At 73.9% G+C, this 17,164-nt stretch carries 17 protein-coding genes; 7 read left to right on the plus strand and 10 right to left on the minus strand.

Going from position 1 to position 17,164, the window contains the following annotated elements; translation table 11 throughout:
• The 3 genes from ABD352_RS25235 to ABD352_RS25245 all read right to left on the minus strand — a co-directional run bounded on the left by ABD352_RS25235 (window position 1) and on the right by ABD352_RS25245 (window position 3,572).
• Complete coding sequence (locus tag ABD352_RS25235; RefSeq protein WP_344614949.1) at window positions 1-840, minus strand: ABC transporter permease; 840 nt, start codon at window positions 838-840, stop codon at window positions 1-3.
• 93 nt (window positions 841-933) lie between these two features.
• A complete protein-coding gene (locus ABD352_RS25240; protein WP_344614950.1) occupies window positions 934-1,575 on the minus strand; it encodes a response regulator in 642 nt (213 codons plus the stop codon).
• Complete coding sequence (locus tag ABD352_RS25245) at window positions 1,572-3,572, minus strand: sensor histidine kinase (protein ID WP_344614951.1); 2,001 nt, start codon at window positions 3,570-3,572, stop codon at window positions 1,572-1,574. Before ABD352_RS25245 ends, ABD352_RS25240 begins: the two co-directional genes overlap by 4 nt.
• Window positions 3,573-3,788: 216 nt before the next feature.
• Here ABD352_RS25245 and ABD352_RS25250 point away from each other — a divergent pair, with 216 nt between their 5' ends.
• Both ABD352_RS25250 and ABD352_RS25255 read left to right on the plus strand, forming a co-directional pair.
• Entirely contained in the window at window positions 3,789-4,133 is a 345-nt protein-coding gene (locus ABD352_RS25250; protein ID WP_344614952.1) for a hypothetical protein, read from the plus strand.
• A gap of 29 nt (window positions 4,134-4,162) precedes the next feature.
• Window positions 4,163-4,900: a hypothetical protein gene (locus ABD352_RS25255; protein ID WP_344614953.1), complete on the plus strand. Its 738-nt coding sequence runs from the start codon at window positions 4,163-4,165 to the stop codon at window positions 4,898-4,900.
• A 25-nt stretch (window positions 4,901-4,925) separates the two neighbouring features.
• Here the strand turns inward: ABD352_RS25255 and ABD352_RS25260 are convergent, their stop codons facing one another.
• The 3 genes from ABD352_RS25260 to eda form a co-directional block, all read right to left on the minus strand.
• A complete protein-coding gene (locus ABD352_RS25260; RefSeq protein WP_344614954.1) occupies window positions 4,926-5,270 on the minus strand; it encodes an acetamidase/formamidase family protein in 345 nt (114 codons plus the stop codon).
• A gap of 124 nt (window positions 5,271-5,394) precedes the next feature.
• Window positions 5,395-6,498 carry a sugar kinase gene (locus ABD352_RS25265; RefSeq protein ID WP_344614955.1) on the minus strand — a complete coding sequence of 368 codons (1,104 nt, stop codon included), beginning with the start codon at window positions 6,496-6,498 and terminating at the stop codon, window positions 5,395-5,397.
• Window positions 6,495-7,133, minus strand: coding sequence for a bifunctional 4-hydroxy-2-oxoglutarate aldolase/2-dehydro-3-deoxy-phosphogluconate aldolase (eda, locus tag ABD352_RS25270; RefSeq protein ID WP_344614956.1), 639 nt, complete (start codon window positions 7,131-7,133; stop codon window positions 6,495-6,497). The genes ABD352_RS25265 and eda overlap by 4 nt, the downstream gene beginning before the upstream one ends.
• A gap of 47 nt (window positions 7,134-7,180) precedes the next feature.
• Here eda and ABD352_RS25275 point away from each other — a divergent pair, with 47 nt between their 5' ends.
• Window positions 7,181-7,957 carry an IclR family transcriptional regulator gene (locus tag ABD352_RS25275; RefSeq protein ID WP_344614957.1) on the plus strand — a complete coding sequence of 259 codons (777 nt, stop codon included), beginning with the start codon at window positions 7,181-7,183 and terminating at the stop codon, window positions 7,955-7,957.
• 12 nt (window positions 7,958-7,969) lie between these two features.
• Here the strand turns inward: ABD352_RS25275 and ABD352_RS25280 are convergent, their stop codons facing one another.
• Entirely contained in the window at window positions 7,970-9,217 is a 1,248-nt protein-coding gene (locus tag ABD352_RS25280) for a metal-dependent hydrolase family protein (RefSeq protein ID WP_344614958.1), read from the minus strand.
• 67 nt (window positions 9,218-9,284) lie between these two features.
• On the opposite strand from ABD352_RS25280, the gene ABD352_RS25285 reads away from it, so the two are divergent.
• The gene (locus ABD352_RS25285; RefSeq protein ID WP_344614959.1) at window positions 9,285-9,941 is read left to right on the plus strand and encodes a trimeric intracellular cation channel family protein; all 657 of its coding nucleotides are present in this window, start codon (window positions 9,285-9,287) and stop codon (window positions 9,939-9,941) included.
• A gap of 63 nt (window positions 9,942-10,004) precedes the next feature.
• Here ABD352_RS25285 and ABD352_RS25290 read toward each other — a convergent pair whose 3' ends face one another.
• A complete protein-coding gene (locus ABD352_RS25290; RefSeq protein WP_344614960.1) occupies window positions 10,005-10,883 on the minus strand; it encodes an alpha/beta fold hydrolase in 879 nt (292 codons plus the stop codon).
• 81 nt (window positions 10,884-10,964) lie between these two features.
• Here ABD352_RS25290 and ABD352_RS25295 point away from each other — a divergent pair, with 81 nt between their 5' ends.
• Entirely contained in the window at window positions 10,965-12,929 is a 1,965-nt protein-coding gene (locus ABD352_RS25295; protein ID WP_344614961.1) for an AfsR/SARP family transcriptional regulator, read from the plus strand.
• Here ABD352_RS25295 and ABD352_RS25300 read toward each other — a convergent pair.
• Window positions 12,871-13,998, minus strand: a complete 1,128-nt coding sequence (locus ABD352_RS25300; RefSeq protein ID WP_344614962.1) for an acyltransferase family protein — start codon at window positions 13,996-13,998, stop codon at window positions 12,871-12,873. The two genes, ABD352_RS25295 and ABD352_RS25300, sit on opposite strands and share 59 nt — an antisense overlap.
• Window positions 13,995-15,062 (minus strand): alpha/beta hydrolase, encoded by a 1,068-nt coding sequence (locus ABD352_RS25305; RefSeq protein WP_344614963.1) that lies wholly within the window; start codon window positions 15,060-15,062, stop codon window positions 13,995-13,997. The genes ABD352_RS25300 and ABD352_RS25305 overlap by 4 nt, the downstream gene beginning before the upstream one ends.
• 149 nt (window positions 15,063-15,211) lie before the next feature.
• Between ABD352_RS25305 and ABD352_RS25310 the strand changes: the two genes are divergently transcribed.
• Together ABD352_RS25310 and ABD352_RS25315 are read left to right on the plus strand one after the other, a co-directional pair.
• Window positions 15,212-16,372 (plus strand): sensor histidine kinase, encoded by a 1,161-nt coding sequence (locus tag ABD352_RS25310; protein ID WP_344614964.1) that lies wholly within the window; start codon window positions 15,212-15,214, stop codon window positions 16,370-16,372.
• Window positions 16,369-17,031 carry a response regulator gene (locus ABD352_RS25315; protein WP_344614965.1) on the plus strand — a complete coding sequence of 221 codons (663 nt, stop codon included), beginning with the start codon at window positions 16,369-16,371 and terminating at the stop codon, window positions 17,029-17,031. The genes ABD352_RS25310 and ABD352_RS25315 overlap by 4 nt, the downstream gene beginning before the upstream one ends.
• The last annotated feature ends 133 nt before the right edge of the window (window positions 17,032-17,164 follow it).

Genomic DNA, 17,164 nt, shown 5'->3' on the forward strand with positions numbered 1-17,164 from the left:
TTAGTACTTGCCGCGCCACGGGATGAGGCGCTGTTCGATGACCCGGAGCACGGCGTCGATGGCGAGCCCGGAAAGGCCGATGGCGAAGAGGCCGAGCACGACGACATCGGTCTGCGAGTAGCGCTGCGCGTCGCGGACCATCCCGCCGATGCCGGGGACGCCGTTGATGGTCTCGGCGGCGACGACCGAGGAGTACGCGATGCCGACGGCGAGCCGGATCCCGGTGAAGATCTCGGGCAGGGCGCTGGGCAGCACGACGTCGCGAATCGCCGCCCAGCGGGAGGCGCCCAGCGCGCGGACCGCCTCGACGAGCGCCGTCGGCGCCGCGGAGACCGCCGACGCGGTGGCCACGGCGACGGGCGGCAGGGCGGCGATGGACAGCAGCCACAGCTTCGGCGTCTCGTCGATGCCGAACCAGATGATGAAGAGGCTGAAGTACGCCAGCGGCGGCAACGCCCGCACGAACGTCACCACCGGCTCCGTCACCACCCGGACCCAGCCGACGGCGCCCATCAGGACCCCGACCAGCAGGCCGCCGGTCACGCCGATCGCCGAGCCGATGAGGATGCGGCGCAGGCTCACGCCGAGGTGCTCGATGAGCAGGTGCCCGCTGTAGCCGCGCACGCCGTCGTGCGTCGTCGAGGTCTGCACGAGGCGGTGCCAGACCGCGCCGGGCGAGGGGATGAACGCCGGGTTGTGCATGACGGTCGCGGTGACCTGCCACAGCACGCCGAGCGCCAGCAGCGCGACCAGGCGGAGCCCCCACCTGCGACCCCACTCGCCCCGCCCGGCATTGCCCGGTCGCGCCGGCCGGACCGCGCTCTCGGCAACCACGTTCATCCCCTCACGACCCACCGAACTAGTCGCTGAATCCTATGGGATAAGTAGGTTTATCGGAAGGCCCGGCACCACACCGGACGTTGCGAACGACCCTTAGCGGGGACGGCCGAGGCCGGCGTCGCGGGCGCGGACGATGGCCTGGCTGCGCTGGGTCAGGTGCAGCTTGGTCAGGATCGCCGAGATGTTGTTGGCGATGGTCTTGGGTGACAGGTGCAGCCGCTGGCCGATCTCGGCGTTGGACAGCCCCGCCGCGAGCAGGTCGAGGATGTCGCGTTCGCGGGCGGTCAGCTCCGGGAACAGGTCGCCGTTGGTGGGCGGCGTGGCGAACCAGCTCCGCAGACGTGCGGCCAGCGCCGCCCCGAAGACCGGCTGGCCGGCCGCCGCCGCCCGGATCGCGGCGAGGATGTCGGCGCCGTCAGCGCCTTTGATCAGGTACCCGAGCGCCCCGGCCTGGACGGCGGCGAACACCGTGGCGTCGTCGTCGAACATCGTGAGCACGAGGACCGCCGCGGCCGGCACCTGGACATTGATCTGGGCGGTGGCGTCGATGCCGTGCAACTCGGGGAGCTGCAGGTCCATGATGATCACGTCGGGTTGCTGCTCGACGGACAGACGGACGGCGTGGCGGCCATCGCCGGCCTCGCCGGCGACCTCCATGTCGTCGGCGGTGTCGATGACCGACCGCAGCCCTTGCCGCACCAGCGGGTGGTCGTCGGCGATCAGCACACGGATCATGGCGTCTCCTGGAGCGGGAAGCTTGCGGTGACGGCGCCGCCGCCGGCGGCGGCGGGTCCGGCGTGGCAGGTGCCGCCGAGCTCGGCGGCGCGTTCCCGCATCGCGGTGATCCCGACTCCGGGCGGCCAGGGCCGGCCGGTGGGAGCACCGTCGTCGGTGACACGCAGCAGCAGCTGGTTGCCCGCGACGTGCAGGTGGACCCGGCAATGGTCGGCGCCGCTGTGCCGGACCACGTTGGTGATCGCTTCGATGGCGGTGCGGTAGGCGGCCACCTCCACCGCCGCCGGCAAGTGCGGCAGGTCGGCGATGTCGACGTCGATGCGCGGACGTGCGTCCGGGGCGAGCCGGGTGGCCTGCGATCGCAGCGCCCCGGCCAGGCCGAGGTCGTCCAGCACCGGGGGGCGCAGCCCGTGGACCACCTTGCGCAGGTCGCGCAAGGCCTGGGTGGTGGCCTGTCTGGCGTCGCGGATGTGGCGGCCGGCGCTGTCGGTGTCGGTGCTCAGCCGCGCGTGGGCGGCGTCGAGATTCAGCCCGATCGCGGTCAGGACCGGACCGAGCCCGTCGTGCAGCTCGCGGCGCAGCCGCCGGCGTTCCTCTTCCCTGGCGGCGACGATGTGCTGCCGCGAGGCCAGCAGCTCGCCGGTCAGTATCCGGGTGTGCAACGCCAGGCCCAGCTGGCCGGCGATGTCGGCGAGCAGCGCGTCGTCGCGGACGTCGAAGCCGTCCTCACCGCGGCGCGCGGAGGCGACCAGGTAGCCCTCCACTTGCCCGTCGTAGGTCAGCGGCCACCGCCGCATCGGCTCGACCGCCGCGCCGAAGGTGGCGATGGCGGTGCCGTCGGTCCGCTGGATGGCGACGTGCGGCAGCCGCAGCGCGGTGGCGGTGGCGTGACCGAACGAGGCCAGAGCGTCGCCGCCGGGCACCGTGTTCAGCCGCCGGCCGAGATCGCGCAGGGTCCGGTGCGGGTCCTGCCGGCCGCCGTAGAACAGCCGGTCGACCAGCCGCTGAGCGCGATCGCGCAGCGGTACGAACGAGACCGCGACGAGTGCGGCGGCGACCGGCACCCCGACCTGCCGGGACACGGCCATGACGGCCAGGGCCGACAGGCCGGCGAAGGCCAGGATCATCGCGACGGCCGTGGCCCCGTACACCAGGGAACGGCGCACGACGGTGTCGATCGCCCACAACCGGTAGCGCATCACCGGCATCACCAGCGTCAGCACGAACACGACCGCGTCCACGCTGTTGGTCACCGCCGGCAGGCGGCCGGTCACCGCGAGGGGGAACAGCAGCAGGGCTACCACCACGCCCGCGGCCCGCCACTTGAGCTGCTGCCGGAGTGTTCCCGATGCCCTCACGCACCGGACGACGACACCGATCCCGGCGACGAGCCCGAGCAGCACCACCACCGGCGCGAGCACCTGCAGCGCATCGGCGACCGCGCCGATCGCCGTCCCACCGGTCAGTGGATGCGTCAACCCACCCGCGTCGCCGGCGACGTCACGCAGGGTCGACCCGCTCAGCAGCCCGCCCAGGATCACCAGGACGGTCCCCGCGATGATCGTCTTTTCCAGGAGCCCCTCCCACCTGGTCGCGGGGCGGCCACCCGGGAACCGGATGTTGATCAGACCCTGGGCGGCGATCGGGGCGAACCCGAACGCGGTCGTCGTCAGCGCCCACCGCGCCGCGCTGCCGTTGCCGCCGTCGACGACCGCCGCGAAGGCCGGCGGCACCAGCACCGCCTGGACGGCCACGAGCAGCGCCGCGCCCGACAGCAGCCACCCGAACGGCAGGTCGGGGCGCCGGTCGACCAGCAGCGCACCGGCAACCCCATAGGCGACCATCGTGACGAGGGGCTCCAGCCAGACCGCGGGCACATGGTCGGGGTTCGGCAGCGGCCGGCCGGCGACCGGCCAGAAGATCAGGAACGCGACGCCGAGCAGGACAGCGACCAGGATGGCGGCGGCCCATCGGCTGCCGTCCCGGGGCGGCTGCATCGGTGACGTCTCGATACGACCAGTATCCGGCCGGCCCCAGAGGTGATCAACGGCCGCGTTTCCCGGCCTGGCGGGAACCGTTTCCCGCCCGGCCGGGAATGCGTCGCCGGAGGGCGGGACCGGCGGTGGTGTGTCCAGGAAGGCCACCCCTGGGCCGGTGATCGGCCCCCGGCCGAGGCTGAACCCACCAACGCGAGCCTACTCAGGGAGGTCGTCATGAGGACGATCCGCTACACCGCCGCCATCGCGACGATCATCATGTCGCTGCTCAACCTTCCCGTCGGCCTTGACCCCTCCGCCGCCCAACTACCCGCCGTCGTCGCGTGGCTGGTCAGCGTGCTGGGCCTCGTCGGCATCGTGGCCGCGATCGGGCTGCTCCGGTCCGCCCCGTGGGCCACCCCGGCGGTAATCACCGTCGGCGGGCTCAATCTCATCGGCGCGATCGTCGCCATGGCCAACAGCAGTGACGGCGCCGTCATCGGCCTCGTGCTCAGCATCGCCGGCACCGCCCTGTCGATCACCTACGCCGTCCGCCGTCCCAGAACCGCACAGGCCGCCTGACCCGGCCGCGTGCTGAACGGAGACTCGTCATGCACACCGACACCCAACCGGCCGGCACCACCGCCGCTGCCGGCAAGCCGCCCAAAGACGTCCGCGGCTTCTGGCGCGTCCTGCTCGCGGTCATCGCGCCGCTGCCGATGCTCGCCCAGGGGCTGTACTACATCCTGTGGCCCAGCGACAGCAACGCCACCTTTCCGCAGAGCGTGCAGGACACCACCGACCACCTCGGCCTGATCGGGGCCTTGCAGTGGATCGAGACCCCGTTTCTGGTCGGGCTGATCCCGGCCACCTTCGCCGTCGCGTGGGTGGCCCGCCGCGGCGCGCCCCGGCTGGCCACGATCGGCGCGCTGCTCGCGCTCGTCGGCGACCTGGCCGGATTCCCGCTGATCCCCAACGGAGACCGGCTGGCCTACCTGACCGCCGAGCAACACCTTGACGTGCCGGCGATGACCGCGCTGTCCGACGCGCAGGAGAACTACCTGCTGGGCCAGCTCGCCGGGCTGCTGTTCATCATCGGCATCACCGTCGGGTTGCTGCTGCTCGGCCTGGCCCTGTGGCGCAGCAAGGCGGCACCCGCGTGGATGGGCTGGGCGTTGGCGATCGGTGGCTTCACCCACCCGTTCGTGTCCGGCCTCGTCCCCGGCTACATCGCCCAAGGTCTCGGCCTCTGGGTCGCCGCCGCCGGATTCGCCGGCGCCTCCTACGCGCTGCTGCGCATGCGCGACGACGAGTTCGATCTGCCGCCGCAAACCCGGACCATCGCCTGAGGTGGCCTTGAGATCCCGGCCGGGTTCAGGGCTCGGACGAGCCACTCGGCCTGGCCGGGCCCCTTGCGGCCGGCACGAGGGACCACCAGGCCGCGGGATCGACCTCGACCTTGGGACGGATCGCACCGTGCGCAAGCGCCGCGTGCACCCCCACGACGCCGTTGACGATCTGGGTGACCCGCAGGTCGACCGTCTGGCTGCAGAGGTTCAGCGCTTCCTTGCGCTCGAAGCCGAACAGGTCCTGCACCAGCGCGGTCATGTCGCTCAGCGCGTCGTACACGGCCTCGTCGACGCTCTGCGCGAAGCCGAACGTGATCCACTCGTGCGCGGGCAGGTCGTCGCGCGCGACGGCGAGTTCGTCGGCGAGCACAACGGGGAGTTCCTACCGCAGAACCCCATCCAGCTCGACTCCTGGACCTGACGTGATCGGTGGCCACCCCGGCGTGCACCCGCACACGCCGACGTGGCCACCGAACGGCCTTCCCGGTTCTCCGTCAGCGCTGGACGCGGGCCCCGGCGCCGCGCATCAGCGCCTCCACCTCGGCAAGGCTGGCCATCGAGGTGTCGCCGGGAGTGGTCATCGCCAGCGCGCCGTGCGCGGCGCCGTACTCCACGGCCGTCGGCAGGTCGCCGTCGCGTTCCAGCAGGCCGTAGATCAGGCCCGACGCGAAGCTGTCACCGCCGCCGACCCGGTCGAGGATCTCCAGTCCGGGGCGGTGGGTCGCCTCGGCGAACGCGCCGCCGGCCCACGCCACGGCGCCCCAGTCGTTCACCGTCGCGCTGCGCACGCCTCGCAGGGTGGTCGCGACGACCTTGAAGTTGGGGTACTCCTGGACCACCGCCTCGATCATCGACTTGAAGTTGCCCGCGTCGAGCGATCCGCTGTGGATGTCGGTGTCCGGCACCGCGAAGCCGAGGCACGCGGTGAAGTCCTCCTCGTTGCCGATCATCACGTCGACGAGGCCCGCGAGACGGCGGTTCACCTCCCGCGCACGGTCCTGGCCGCCGACGGCCTTCCACAGGCTGGGCCGGTAGTTGAGGTCGTAGGACACGATCGTGCCGTGCCGGCGGGCGGCCGTCATCGCGGCCTCCACCGTCCGCGCCGCCGTCTCCGACAGGGCCGCGTAGATGCCGCCGGTGTGCAGCCACCGCACGCCCAGCGTGCCGAAGAGATGGTCCCAGTCGACGTCGTCCGGCTCGAGCCGGCTGGCCGCGGTGTGCCCGCGATCCGACGTGCCGACGGCACCGCGCACGCCGAAGCCGCGCTCGGTGAAGTTCAGCCCGTTGCGCACGCTGCGGCCGATTCCGTCGAAGGGCATCCAGCTGATGAGGCTCGTGTCGACGCCGCCCTGCAGGATGAGGTCCTCGAGCAACCGGCCGACCTCGTTGTCGGCGAACGCGGTGACGATCGCGGTCCGCAGCCCGAAGCAGCGCCGCAGGCCACGGGCGACGTTGTATTCGCCGCCACCCTCCCAGACACGGAACTGGCGGGCGGTGCGGACGCGGCCCTCGCCGGGGTCGAGCCGCAGCATGACCTCGCCGAGCGAGACCAGGTCGAACCGGCAGTCGTCCTTCGACCGCGGGGTCAGGCCGCTCATGCCGCACCCCCTGCCACCGCGAGCGCCTCCGCCGCGCGGGTGGTGATCTCGTCCCAGCGCTCGGCGGCGATGAGGTCGGCCGGGGCGATCGCGGTCGCGCCGACCGCGAGCACGGCCGGCAGGGCCAGGTACTCCGGCATGACGGCGGTGGTGACGCCGCCGGTCGGGATGAACCGCACATCGCGGTACGGCCCCGACAGCGCCTTGATCGTCTTCGCCCCGCCGAGCTGCTGCGCCGGGAAGAACTTGACGATGCCGAGGCCGGCGTCGACGGCCATCTGGATCTCGGTGGCGGTGGCGACGCCGGGGAACACTGGCACACCGGCGTCCTGGCAGGCGCGGACCACGGCCGGCGCGAAGCCGGGTGTCACGACGAACCGGGCACCGGCCGCGATCGCCGCATCCGCCTGCGCGGCGGTCAGCACCGTGCCGGCGCCGACGACGAGGTCGTCCCTGACCGCGAGCGACCTGATGGCGTCGAGCCCGGCATCGGTCCGCAGCGTCACCTCGGCGACGGCGAGGCCACCCTTGACCAGGGAAGTACCGAGCGCATCCGCGTGCCGGGCGTCTTCGATGACCACGACCGGCAGCACCCTGCCGATCCGGAGTTGTTCACCCATATGAACGGTAATCACGTACATGACCATACTGGAGGCGCCAAGCGGTTCGCTACAGTTGCGCCGTGCCCACTGCGCAAGAGGACTTCCAGCCCGTCAAGTCGGCCGGACGCACGCTCGACCTGCTCGAGCTGCTCGCCGACCAGCCCCGAGCCTGGACACTGGTCGACCTCGCCCGCGCGCTCGACATCCCGAAGAGCAGCCTGCACGGCCTCCTGCGCACGCTGACCAGCCGCGGCTGGGTGCGCACCGACGACACCGGCACCCGCTTCCGCCTCGGCATGCGCGCGCTCCAGGTCGGCGCCGCCTTCCTCGACGGGGACGACACCGTCGGCCTGCTCGGCGGCGTCCTGGACGAACTGGCGCGACGGTTCGGCGAGGCCGTCCACCTCGGGCGCCTCGACGGCGACCAGGTCGTGTACCTCGCCAAGCGCGAGTCGACCCACCGCCTGCGCCTCTACAGCGCGATCGGCCGCCGCCTGCCGGCCCACGCCACCGCGCTGGGCAAGGCGCTGCTCGCCGAGCACCCGGACCAGGCGGCCGACCGGATGCTGACCTGGCCCCTCCAGCGGCTCACCCCGCACACCGTCACGGACCGCCGCGCCTTCCACGCTGACCTGGCCGCCGTGCGAGCGGCCGGATACGCCGTGGACCGGGAGGAGAACGCCGAGGGCATCATGTGCTTCGCGATGGCCGTGCCGCTGGCGACGCCGGCGGTCGACGCGGTGAGCGTCTCCGTGCCGGTGACCCGGCTCCGGCCGGACATCGAGACGTCGATCGTCGCGGCGCTGCGGGAAACGGTCGGCGGCCTCGGCCAGGCCCGCAGCATGCTGACCGCCTGACGGCGGTCACCGTCACGATGCGTCGACCGGGCGGTGTACGGCACCGTCGCGCATGACGAAGTCGACCCCGCCGGTGGCGTCGATGTCGTCGAACGGGTTGCCGGCCAGGGCGACCAGGTCCGCGGTGGCGCCGGGCTCGATCCGGCCGAGGTCGGACCGCCGCAGCAGGTCGGCGGCGGTGCTGGTCGCGGCGCGCAACGCCCGCAGCGGGGTGATGCCGGAGTGCACCATCGCGGCGAACTCTTTCCAGTTCTGGTCGTGCGGGAACATGCCGGCGTCGGTGCCGAACGCGATGCGCACCTCGCTGGCGGCCACGTTGCGGGCGCTGTCGCGGAGCCGGTCGGCGTAGCGGCGGAACTTCTCGCGCTCGGCGGGGTCCTTGCCGAGCCAGTAGTCCTCGTCGTCGAGGTGGTCCAGCGCGTCGAGGACCATGTACTGGGTGGGCACGAGGAACACCCCGCGCCGCTGCATCAGCGACAGGGTCTCGGCCGAGGCGAGGTTGCCGTGCTCGATGGAGCGCGCACCGGCCCGCACGGCGCGGGCGATGCCGTCGTCGCCGTAGGCGTGCGGGGTACACGGGACGCCCAGATCGGCGGCGGCGGCCACCAGGGCGTCCATCTCCTGCTGGGTGTAGGTGGCCTGCCCGGGGTCGTCGGCGGGCGTGCCGAACCCGCCGGTGGCACCGAACTTGATCCAGTCCGCGCCGGCCCGGATCTCCTCGCGCACTGCGCGGGTGACGGCGCTGGGGCCGTCGGCGAGCACGCCGATCTCGCGGCCGTACTCGGGCGCGAGCAGCGTGGAGATGTCGCCGTGGGCGCCGCGGGCCGAGATCAGGTGCGGGGCCACGAGCATGCGCGGCCCGGTGATCAGGCCGTCGGCGATCGCGTCGCGCAGGTAGACCGTGAGCGGTTCGGCCGCGAAGGTGGCCAGGTCCCGCACGGTGGTGAACCCACGGTCCAGCAGATCCCGCAGCACCGGCAGGGCCCGCAGGGCCAGCACCGTTGCCGGGCCCGCCACGAACGCGGTGAGCAGGGCGGACGGCTCCACCGTGGTGTGGATGTGGCAGTCGATGAACCCTGGCAGCAGCATGCGGTCGCCGAGGTCGATCACCCGCATGCCGTCGCGCCCGACCCGGTCGCCGACCGCGGCGATGCGCCCGCCGCGCACCGCGACCTCGGTGTGGGCGCACGGCGCGTCGGCCAGCCCGTCCCAGCTCCGCTCGGCGACGAGGACCGTACCGGTCGAGGTGTCCCCGGTCATTGGGCCCCTCCCGTGCTTCCCGCGCTTCCCCAGCACTTCCCGGTTCCTCGCTGGGTATGCGGGCCGTGTGACGTTCGAACCGCCCGTGCTGCTCGCCCTGGATCTGGCCGGCACCTTCGCCTTCGGGCTCAACGGCGCGCTGACGGCGGTCCGCGCGGCGCGGCTCGACGTGGTCGGCGTCGTCGCGCTCGGCATGATCACCGCGCTGGGCGGTGGCATCATCCGCGACGTCCTCATCGGCGCCGTACCACCCGCCACCCTGCGCGACTGGCGCTTCTTCACCCTCGCCGCCGCCGGTGGGCTGATCGCCTTCGCGCTCAGCAGGAGGCTGCACCGGCTGGAGACACCCATCTTGGTGCTCGACGCGATCGGGTTGAGCGTGTTCGCGGTCATCGGCGCGAGCAAGGCACTGGCCTTCGGGCTCGGCACCGGCCCCGCGATCCTGCTGGGCATGATCACCGGGGTCGGCGGGGGCACGATCCGTGACACCCTCGTCCGGCGGATCCCGTCGGTGCTGCACAGCGACCTGTACGCCATTCCCGCCCTCGTCGGAGCCGCGATCACCGTCGCCGCCGTCCGGGTGGGCATCTACGGCGTGCCGGCCGCGCTGGCAGCGGCGGCGGTCTGCTTCCTGATCCGCATGCTCGGCGTGCGGTACGACCTCAACGCGCCCCGGCCACCCGGCGCCTCCGGTGACCGGGGCTCACCCGGCGACGACACCTAGGCCGGCCGGCGCACGGGAAGGTGGCACAACGCCTGCCCGACATGCGCGACCGGTCCCACGGTGTCATCGCGCGAGCAGGGACCGCAGCAACCCGATGACCTCCTCCGGCGCCTCCTCGGCCATGAAGTGCCCGGCGGTCGTCGTGCGGTGCTCCAGGTCGGCGGCCCAGGGACGCCACAAGGCGGCGGCGTCGTAGCCGAGGGCGGCTCCCCAGTCCTGCTGCACGACGCTGACCGGCATGCCGATCCGGTGCCCGGCGGCCCGGTCGGCCCGGTCGTGCTCGGCGTCGATGCCGGCCGAGGCGCGGAAGTCGGCGACGATGGACGGCACCGCCTCCCGGGAGGCACGCAGATACTCGGTCCGCACGTCTGCGGGGATGGCCTGCGGGTCACGGGCCCAGACATCGAGGAAGTGGCCGAAGAAGGCGTCGGCGCTCGCGCTGATCAGCTGCTCGGGCAGTCCGGGCGGCTGGGCCATGAGGTACAGATGGAACGCGACCGCGGCCGTGGACCCGTGCAGGATGTCCCACATGTCGAGGGTCGGCAGCACGTCGAGCACGGCCAGATGGGTGATCGTGCCGGGATGGTCGAGTCCGGCGCGGATGGCGACGAGCGCACCGCGATCGTGGCCGGCCAGGGCGAAGCGCTCGTGGCCGAGTCCGGCGGCGAGGGCCACGATGTCGGCGGCCATGGTGCGCTTCGAGTACGTGTCGGCGTCGCGCTCCGCGGGCTTGTCGCTCGCCCCGTAGCCGCGCAGGTCCGGGCAGATCACGGTGTGGTCGACGCTCAGCTCGGCGGCGACGTGCCGCCACATCAGGTGGGTCTGGGGGAAGCCGTGCAGCAGCACCAGCGGGCTGCCGGTGCCGCCCACCGCCACGTTCAGCGCCACGCCGTCAGCGACGGCGACGCGCCGATAGTCGAAACCGGGAATGACAGAGCCCACGATTCGTCCCTTTCTCGTCGGTGAACCAGCCCAGCGTGCCGGTCGCCGATGAGCAACCGATGAGCGCGATACGTTGGTCGGATGCGGGTCGTGTTCGGTGTGCTCGGGCCCGTCGTGGCGTGGGACGACGCCGGCACCCCGATCGACGTGAAGGGGCCGAGGCATCGCGCGGTGCTCGCGCGGCTGGTCGTCGCGCGCGGCCAGGTCGTTCCGGTCGGCCGCCTCGTCGACGACCTGTGGCGGGAACCTCCTCCCGGCGCGGTGAGCGCGGTCCGCACGTTCGTGGCGGCGCTGCGGCGCGCGCTCGAACCGCAGCGCCCGGCGCGTGAACCCGCCCGGCTGCTGGTCACCGCGGGCCCCGGCTACGCGCTTCGGGCCGCGCCGGACACCGTTGACGCCTGGCGGTTCGACACCGCGGTCACCGCCGCGTCCGGCGCGCCGCCACCCAGGGCGGCCGAGCTTCTCGACGCCGCCCTGAGCTGGTGGCGAGGCCCCGCGTACGCCGGCTTCGAGGACGAGCCGTGGGCCGGCGCCGAGCGGTCCCGGCTCGAACAGCTCCGACTGAACGCGCTGGAGCAGCACGCCGAGGCGCGGCTGGCGCTGGGGCGCGCCGCCGACGTGGTGCCGGATCTCGACGCCCACGTGGCCGAGCACCCTTGGCGGGAAGAGGCGTGGCGGCTGCTGGCGCTGGCGCTGTACCGCACGGGACGTCAAGGGGACGCGCTCGCGGTACTGCGCCGGGCTCGCGGCCTGCTGCTCGATCAGCTCGGGCTCGATCCGAGCCCGCGGCTGGGTCGCCTGGAGGTCGACATCCTCCAGCAGTCCGATCGGATCGGCGGGGGCGCCGGCTCGCCGGGGCCGGAACAAATCTGGGCCGACGCCGCGGCGGCATACGACCGCGCCGTGGCGGCCGGCTCCCGGGCCCGGCTGGAGTCGACGGTCGGCCTGCTGCGAAGCCTCGCGGTGACCGGGCCGAGCGGGCTGGAGGCGGCACGCTCCCAGCGACTCGCGGCCATCGCCGCGGCCGAGCAGCTGGGCGACGCCGAGCTCACCGCCCGGGTGATCGGCGGCTACGACGTCCCGGCCATCTGGACCCGCTCGGACGATCCGGCGCAGGCCGCGCAGGTCGTGGCGGCGGCCGAGCGGGCCCAGGCCGCCCTGCTCCCCGGCGCGTCGGCCGCCACCCGGGCTCGCCTGCTGGCCACGATCGCGGTGGAGTCGCGTGGCAGCCGTGCCGCGCGCGGGCTCGAGGCTGCCCGGGAAGCGGAACGGATCGCCCGCCGCCTGGGCGACCCGGCCCTGCTGGCCTTCGCCCTCAACGGCGTGTTCATGCAGACCTTCCACCGCGCCGGCCTCGCTCCCGACCGCGACGAGATCGGTGCCGAACTCATCACCCTCTGCGCCCGCAACGGCCTGGTGACATTCGAGATCCTCGGTCACCTCATCCGGCTGCAGGCCCGCAGCGCCCTTGCCGACTTCGCCGCCGCCGACGAACACGCCGCCGCCGCGGACCGGCTCGCCGAGCGGCACGAAACCCCGCTGGTCGGCGTGTTCACGCGGTGGTACCGAGCGCTGCGCCTGGCCGCGACCGGGTCCTCGGCGCAGGCCGCGGAGGCCGCCTACCGGGACGCGGCGGCACGGCTTGCCGGCGCCGGCATGCCCGGGGTCGACCGGGGGCTTCTCCCGCTGGCGCTGCTGTGCCTGCGGGTGTGGCACGGCGAGCCGGCCCACTTCGACGACGACACCGACTGGGGGCCGTACGAGCCGTGGGCGCGCCCGCTGGTCCTGCTCGCCCGCGACCGCCCGGCCGACGCCGCCGCGGCCCTGCGCCGCACCCCGCAGCCGCCCCGCGACCTGCTGTTCGAGGCGCTGTGGTGCCTCACCGCCCAGGCCGCGGTCGCGCTGGGCGACCGCACGATGATGGAACGGGCCCGGACCGAACTGACGCCCGCGGCCGACGAGCTGGCCGGGGCCGGCAGCGGCATGCTCACTGCCGGACCCGTTGCGGATCATCTCGGCCACCTGGCAGCGGCTCTCGACGAATAGCCTCGAAGCGGTGGAAGACGGCGGTCAACGCGGCCAGGGCCGCGGCGAAGGCGGGCAGCCACAGGAGCCGGGCGAGGGGCCACGTGCCGTCCGGCGGGTCGAGCAGGCCCCGCGGACGGCCGGCGGGCAGGGCGGCGAACGTCACCAGCAGCAGCGCCGTCTGGTGCCACAGGAACACCGTCATCGCGGCCAGGTTGAGCAGCGCCACCGGGGCCCACGCCGCCGGGCGGCGCAGCACCCCGGCCAGCCACGGACGCACCAGCAGGTACAACCCCAGCTGGGCGGATGCCAGCGCCATCGCGAACAGGGAGGGCGGGTCGAGGTTGGAGAACCGGTCGCCCGGCACGCCGACCGCCGACGCCGGGTAGCCGAACCAGAGCACCAGCGCGGCCCCGCCGGTCACACCGGCGGCGAGCAGTGGCAGGCCGGCCCCACGGGGCAGGCGCCCCTGCGCGAGGGCCATGCCCAGCAGGTACGGCACCGACCAACCCACCGGCACCATGACGAGGACCCACCACGCCGGTACATCGGACCCGCGCAGCGCATCGGTGAGCGCCACGAGCGCCAGGGGCGGTGCCGCGGCCCACGGACCGGCCCGCGCGACGAGCGGGCGCAGCACCGGCGTCAGCGCCGACAGCGCCAGGTACGCGAGCAGGAACCACAGCGGGTGCGTCACGAGCGACCCGACGACGTGCCGCGTGGATTGCGGCGCGCCGACGGCCGCGAGCACGGCGAAGGCGGAGACCCACACCGCGGCGAAGGCGAGCACCGGGCGGAGCAGCCGGCGGGCGCGCGTGCGCCCGCGGCTGCGCATCGCCGCGTACCCGGCGGCGAAGAAGAACGGGCCGAGGGTCTGCAGCAGCCAGCTGGCCGGCGCGAGGTACGGCGCCGAGGACAGCGGACTCTCGCCGTGCAGCCGCGACGGGTCGGACGGGTCGCTGACCACGGCCGAGACCAGCCAGTGCCCGGCGACGACCCCGGCGGTCGACACCGCCCGCAGCGCGTCGACGGTGCGGTCGCGGCCGGCCGGCGTGCGCCGCTCGACGCGCGCCGCGAGCCCGGCGGTCACGGCCGGACCTCCGGCCGGTCGTCGCCGAACACGGCGATCCGGGTGAGGCTCTCCTGGGCGTCGGTGCCGAGCGCGAGGTAGTGGTCGTGGTCGGCGACGCCGTCGGCGGCGAAGCGGCGCGCGCCGAACGCCGGGTCCGCGGGTTGCCGGCCGTGCCCGAGCCCGGACAGCCGCACGCCGGGCACGAACCGCATGACGTCGTGCGGGGACAGCGCCGCCCACACGCGGGCGGTGGTGCCGAGCTCCGCCGCGGTGGCGACGCCCATGCCGGGACTGCCGAACGCGGCGATGTCGGTGACCGCCGCGGGCAGCCGGCGGGCGGCCAGGCCGATGACGGTGGAGCCGTAGCTGTACCCCAGCAGCGCCATCGTCGCGTCCGGGCGGACGGCGGCCAGCCCGGCCACGAGGCGGACCAGCGCCTCGGCCCCGGCCCGCGCCAGGTCCTCCCGCGCCGCCGGGAGGTCGATGCCGTCGGGCGCGTCGTACCCGAGCCACACCACGACGGCGAAGCCGTTCGCGGCAGTCCCGTACCGCCGGGCCTCCTCCAGGATGCCGAGGCCCTGCAGCGCCGGCGAGCGCAGCGCCCGGCCGCCGACGCCCCGCCAGAAGTTCCCGGCCCGGTTGCCGGCGCCGGGGACCAGCACGGCGATCCGCCGCGCGGCCGTCAGGTCGCCGAAGACCTGCGCGACGCGGCCCTGCCCGCGCGGGTCGAACAGCAGGAAGTCGCCTTCCCGCCCGGCATACGGCTCGCCCGCCGCCCGCATCGCCTGGCGGTTCGCCTCGTACCGCAGGCCGACCGGCGCCCCGTCGAGATTCCCGACGACGCCCGGATACGCGGCGGCCAGTTCCCGCCGGCCGTCCGGCCCGAGCCCGTCGAGGAACCACCGGACGTCCGCCGGATCGGCGGTCATCGGGTCGGGCAGGTGCCGGGCGTCGGCCCGCCACGCCTCGATCCCCGGCGGCGGCACGACCTCCGCAGCGCCGGGCGCCGCCAGCACCGTCCCGGCCGCCGGGGCGAGCGCCACCGCGACGGCCGCCAGCCCGCTCAGCAACCGGCGGGGCATGTCATCTCCCTCGTCATGCCATCACGGTCCCGGAGCCGGGCGCCGCGGACATCCGGCCGGCGACCACAACCGCGCGGGCGGCATTAGCCCACGGGCGTAGTTCCACGGACCGACGAAACCGCCCCTGACCGGCGGCTACCATCGGCGCCATGGCACCCCGTCCCGCCACCCCGAGGCGACGCCCCGTGCTGGCGTGGACGGGGTTCGTGCTCTCGCCGCTGCTGTTCGCCGCCTGGGTCTTCGCCGGCGACCCGCTGCACATGCCGTTCTACGTCATGCCGGTGGTTGCCATGGCGCTGCTCGCCGGCGTGCTGTGGCGACGGCCGTTCGCGGCGCTGGCGATGCTGCTGGTGTTTGTGGCGCTGTTCGAGCTCGTCGTGGGGACCCAGTTGCGCGCGACGAACATCCACGCCGACATGCGGCTCATCCAGATGGTGGCGGTCGACATCGCCGTCGCCTTCGTCGCGGCCACGAGCCGCCGGTGGGTCTCGGTCGTCACGGCCGCCGGGGTACTGGTGGTGCAGGCCGGCGGGGTCGTCGCGTTCCAGATCCGGCCGGCGGACATGCAGGGCTGGGCGTTGCAGTACGTCCTCGCCATGCTTGCCGCGTGGTTCATCGGCAACAGCGTCCGGCAGCGCCGCGAGTTCGCGCAGGCCCGGATCGCCGAGTCCGCGCGGGCCGCGGTACAGCAGGAGCGGCTGCGGATCGCGCGGGAGTTGCACGACATGGTCGCGCACAGCATCGGCGTCATCGCGATGCAGGCCGGCATGGGGCGGCGGGTCATCGACAAGCGGCCGGACGAGGCGCGCCAAGCCCTCGCCGTCATCGAGGACACCGGCCGGGAGACGCTCGCGTCGCTGCGGCGCATGCTCGGCACGCTGCGGCGGGCCGAGCCGGAGCCGGGCGCCGCCTCACTCGACCCGGCGCCGGGCCTCGCCGACCTCGACCGGCTGGCGGCACGCTCCCGCGACGCGGGACTGCACGTGGAGGTCCGCGGCGGCGTGGACGAGCGGCCGTTGCCGCCGGACGTCGACCTCTCGGCGTACCGCATCATCCAGGAGGCCGTCACGAACGTGGCGCGGCACGCGGGCACCCCCCGCTGCGACGTCCTCGTCGAGCGACACCCCGAAGCACTCGTGATCGAGGTCGTCGACGACGGCCGCGGCGGCGAGCCGGCCGGCGGCGGCTACGGCATCCCCGGCATGCGCGAGCGCGTCGCGCTGCTCGGCGGCGACTTCGCGGCCGGCCCGCGGCCGGAGGGCGGCTTCCGGGTGACGGCCCGCATCCCGATCCCGGCGGACGCGCCATGACGACCGCGCCGGCGGTGCGGGTGCTGCTCGTCGACGACCAGCCGCTGATCCGCAGCGCGCTGCGGGTGCTCATCGCCGACGCCGACGACCTGGAGGTCGTGGGCGAGGCGGGCTCCGGCGGGGACGCGGTGCGGCTGGCCGGCGAGACCCGGCCCGACGTGGTCGTCATGGACATCCGGATGCCCGGCATGGACGGCATCGAGGCGACCCGGCGGATCACCGCCGCCCCGGACCCGCCGCGGGTGCTCGTCCTGACGACGTTCGACGACGACGAGTACGTCCACGGGGCGCTGCGGGCCGGGGCGAGCGGCTTCGTCGTGAAGGACATGGCGCTCGACGACATCCTCGCCGCCATCCGGGTCGTCGCCGACGGCGACGCGCTCATCGCGCCGCGGGTCACCCGGCTGCTCATCGAGCGGTTCCTCGCGCCGGTGGAGCCCGCGGCGCGGGCGCGCCGGCCGCTGCCGGCCGTCACCGACCGCGAGCGCGAGGTCCTCACGCTGATCGGCCGCGGCAGGTCGAACGGCGAGATCGCCGCCGACCTGCACATCACGGTCGCGACCGTGAAGGCCCACGTCGCCCGCCTGCTGACCAAGCTCGACGCCCGCGACCGCGTCCAGCTGGTCATCATCGCCTACGAGTCGGGCCTCGTCGGGTAAGACGCGATGCCGCGGGCGACCTCAGTTCACCACCGTAGATAGATCGACTTGGACACGGTGTAGAAATCCAGCTGGCGACCAGGCCGTACCGGCTGGCGTTGACGCACGCTATGGCCTCCTCGAGGCCCGAGAC

Source organism: Dactylosporangium salmoneum (genome assembly GCF_039532525.1).
In the GTDB taxonomy this organism is placed as follows: Bacteria; Actinomycetota; Actinomycetes; order Mycobacteriales; family Micromonosporaceae; genus Dactylosporangium; species Dactylosporangium salmoneum.

Bases quoted from the DNA above. Each gene is read 5' to 3' on its own strand.
- ABD352_RS25245 (WP_344614951.1), bottom strand. From the start codon at position 3,572: ATGCAGCCGCCCCGGGACGGCAGCCGATGGGCCGCCGCCATCCTGGTC.
- ABD352_RS25255 (WP_344614953.1), top strand. From the start codon at position 4,163: ATGCACACCGACACCCAACCGGCCGGCACCACCGCCGCTGCCGGCAAG.
- ABD352_RS25295 (WP_344614961.1), top strand. From the start codon at position 10,965: ATGCGGGTCGTGTTCGGTGTGCTCGGGCCCGTCGTGGCGTGGGACGAC.
- ABD352_RS25310 (WP_344614964.1), top strand. From the start codon at position 15,212: ATGGCACCCCGTCCCGCCACCCCGAGGCGACGCCCCGTGCTGGCGTGG.
- ABD352_RS25250 (WP_344614952.1), top strand. From the start codon at position 3,789: ATGAGGACGATCCGCTACACCGCCGCCATCGCGACGATCATCATGTCG.
- ABD352_RS25280 (WP_344614958.1), bottom strand. From the start codon at position 9,217: ATGACCGGGGACACCTCGACCGGTACGGTCCTCGTCGCCGAGCGGAGC.
- ABD352_RS25240 (WP_344614950.1), bottom strand. From the start codon at position 1,575: ATGATCCGTGTGCTGATCGCCGACGACCACCCGCTGGTGCGGCAAGGG.
- ABD352_RS25315 (WP_344614965.1), top strand. From the start codon at position 16,369: ATGACGACCGCGCCGGCGGTGCGGGTGCTGCTCGTCGACGACCAGCCG.
- ABD352_RS25305 (WP_344614963.1), bottom strand. From the start codon at position 15,062: ATGCCCCGCCGGTTGCTGAGCGGGCTGGCGGCCGTCGCGGTGGCGCTC.
- ABD352_RS25235 (WP_344614949.1), bottom strand. From the start codon at position 840: ATGAACGTGGTTGCCGAGAGCGCGGTCCGGCCGGCGCGACCGGGCAAT.
- ABD352_RS25265 (WP_344614955.1), bottom strand. From the start codon at position 6,498: ATGAGCGGCCTGACCCCGCGGTCGAAGGACGACTGCCGGTTCGACCTG.